This is a genomic window from Pseudomonas sp. (genome assembly GCF_049590575.1).
Lineage (GTDB): Bacteria > Pseudomonadota > Gammaproteobacteria > Pseudomonadales > Pseudomonadaceae > Aquipseudomonas.
The window spans coordinates 1-2,528 of record NZ_JBAWDE010000208.1; the positions used below are offsets into that span (position 1 = coordinate 1).

General features: G+C 62.4%; 2 protein-coding genes. One reads left to right on the top strand and one right to left on the bottom strand.

Features of this window, described 5'->3' with window-relative positions; all coding sequences use genetic code 11:
* On the bottom strand, positions 1 to 1,873 hold a 1,873-nt coding region (gene aceE / locus WBR57_RS13775), incomplete at its 3' end, for a pyruvate dehydrogenase (acetyl-transferring), homodimeric type (protein ID WP_424084284.1).
* A gap of 145 nt (positions 1,874 to 2,018) precedes the next feature.
* On the opposite strand from aceE, the gene WBR57_RS13780 reads away from it, so the two are divergent.
* Positions 2,019 to 2,486 carry a MarR family winged helix-turn-helix transcriptional regulator gene (locus WBR57_RS13780; RefSeq protein ID WP_424084285.1) on the top strand — a complete coding sequence of 156 codons (468 nt, stop codon included), beginning with the start codon at positions 2,019 to 2,021 and terminating at the stop codon, positions 2,484 to 2,486.
* Positions 2,487 to 2,528: the final 42 nt, after the last annotated feature.

The window sequence follows — 2,528 nt, forward strand, 5'->3', positions numbered from 1 at the left end:
GCAGGAAGCCGCGCGCCCGCGCATCGCCCGCCGCCCACGCCAGGTCGCCGACGCGCTGGAAGCCGAACATCGAATAGAAAATATAGAACGGCACGGTCATCAGGCCGTGGTTGCTGTAGGACGTACTCGCCGCGATCCATGAGGAAATGGCGCCAGACTCATTCAGACCTTCCTGCATGATCTGTCCGTCCTTGCTCTCCTTGTAGTAGCTGAGTTGCCCGGCGTCCTGTGGCGTATACAGCTGGCCGACCGCCGAGTGAATGCCGATCTGGCGGAACAGGCTTTCCATGCCGAAGGTGCGTGACTCGTCCGGCACGATGGGCACGATCAGTTTGCCCAGGTGCGGGTCCTTGAGCAGCGTGCCGAGGATGCGCACAAAGGCCATGGTGGTCGAGATCGCGCGGTCGCCGGTGTCTTTGAGCTGGGTGGCGAAGGCGCTCAGGTCGGGGATCTGCAACGACTCGACAGCCGTGTGTCGCGCTGGCACATAGCCGCCCAATGCCTGGCGCCGCGCGGCAAAGTAGCGGGCTTCTGCGCTGTCGGCGGCGGGCTTGAGGTAAGGGATTTCATCCAGGTGCTCGTCCGGCACTTCCAGGCCGAAACGGTCGCGGAAGGCTTTTACCGCGTCGGCGCCCATCTTTTTCAGCTGATGGTTGATGTTCTGGCCTTCGCCGGCTTCGCCCATGCCGAAGCCCTTGACGGTCTTCGCCAGGATCACCGTAGGCCGACCGGTATGGCGCACGGCCGCCGCGTAGGCGTTGTAGACCTTGTCCGGGTCATGCCCGCCGCGTGAGAGTTTCCAGATTTCGTCGTCGGACATGTCCGCGACCAGTGCGAGCAATTCCGGATATTTGCCGAAGAAATGCTCACGCACATACGCGCCGTTCTGCGATTTGTAGTTTTGATAGTCGCCGTCCACGCATTCCATCATGCGTTGGCGCAGCAAGCCGCTTTGGTCTTTTTCCAGCAGCGCGTCCCAGCCGCCGCCCCAGATCACCTTGATCACGTTCCAGCCGGCGGCGCGGTACAGGCTTTCGAATTCCTGGATCACCTTGGCGTTGCCGCGCACCGGGCCGTCCAGGCGTTGCAGGTTGCAGTTGACCACGAAGATCAGGTTGTCGAGTTTCTCGCGTCCGGCCAGGGAGATGGCCGCCAGGGATTCCGGTTGGTCCATTTCGCCATCGCCGAGGAACGCCCAGACTTTGCGGCCCTGGTGCTGCTTGAGGTTACGGAACTCGAGGTAGCGCATAAAGCGCGCCTGGTAGGCCGCGGTGATGGGCCCCAGGCCCATGGACACGGTGGGGAATTGCCAGAAGTCCGGCATCAGGCGCGGGTGCGGGTAGGACGAAAGACCTTCGCCACCGGCCTCGCGGCGGAAGTTGTCGAGTTGCGCTTCGCTGATGCGCCCTTCAAGGTAGGCGCGACCGTAGATGCCCGGCGAGGAGTGGCCCTGGATGTACACCAGATCACCGTCAAAGGTGTCGGTTCGGCCACGGAAGAAGTGGTCGAAGCCTACGTCGTACAACACCGCAGCTGACGCGTAAGTCGCGATATGCCCACCCACGCCTGAGTGTTTGCCTGCACGCAGCACCATGGCCATGGCGTTCCAGCGAATAAACGCGTTGGTCCGCCGTTCGATGTCCAGGTTGCCGGGGTAGGGCAACTGGCGGTCCACAGGGATGGTGTTGACGTAGGGGGTGGTGACCCGCCCGTAGAAGTCGCCATGCCGCGCCACGTCGAAATCCAGCAATTGATCGATCAGGTAGTGGGCGCGCGGGCGGCCTTCGGTGGACAGCACCGATTCGATGGACTCCAGCCACTCGCGGGTTTCCTGTGGATCGTCATCGCGGCTGACTGCGTTGTTCGGGGTCATGTGAGGCTCCAGGGTAGGCGGATTTCAAGGGGCGGGCTCCTTGTGGGAGCACTGGAAAAGTAATTGCAATTGCAACTACAAGGCCGAATCTAGCGCGGGATGAGCTACTATTGCAACCTTCTTGAAAACCGCCGGATGGTGTTGCATGTCGTCGAAAGAGCCTGATGTATGGTTCCGTTTTGTCAGGGCCCACAGGACCGTCATCCGTGAAATCGAGCGCCGCCTGGGCGCGGCAGGCCTGCCGCCCTACGCCTGGTACGACGCACTCTGGGGCCTGGAAAGCGGCCCCGAAGGCACGCGCCGCATGCACGAGTTGGCCGATGTGCTGGCCATCGAGCGTTACAACCTCACGCGGTTGGTCGACCGCCTGGAAAAGGACGGCCTGGTCGTGCGTTCACGCTCCGACGGTGATGGCCGCGCGGCGTTTGCCTCGATCACCGATGCCGGGCGGGTGCTGCGCAAAAAAATGTGGCAGGTCTACGAAAGCACGGTGGATGAGCTGTTTCTGTCGCAAATCGACCCGGAGCAACGCCAGGCATTTGCCGATGCCCTGGAGCGCACCGCCGGGTTGGCGATGGGGGCCGGTGTGCAGATGCGCAGCCGCAAAATCTGAAGAACACTGAAAATCGACTGTGGGAGCGGGCTTGCTCGCGAA

Bases quoted from the DNA above. Each gene is read 5' to 3' on its own strand.
- WBR57_RS13780 (WP_424084285.1), top strand. From the start codon at position 2,019: ATGTCGTCGAAAGAGCCTGATGTATGGTTCCGTTTTGTCAGGGCCCAC.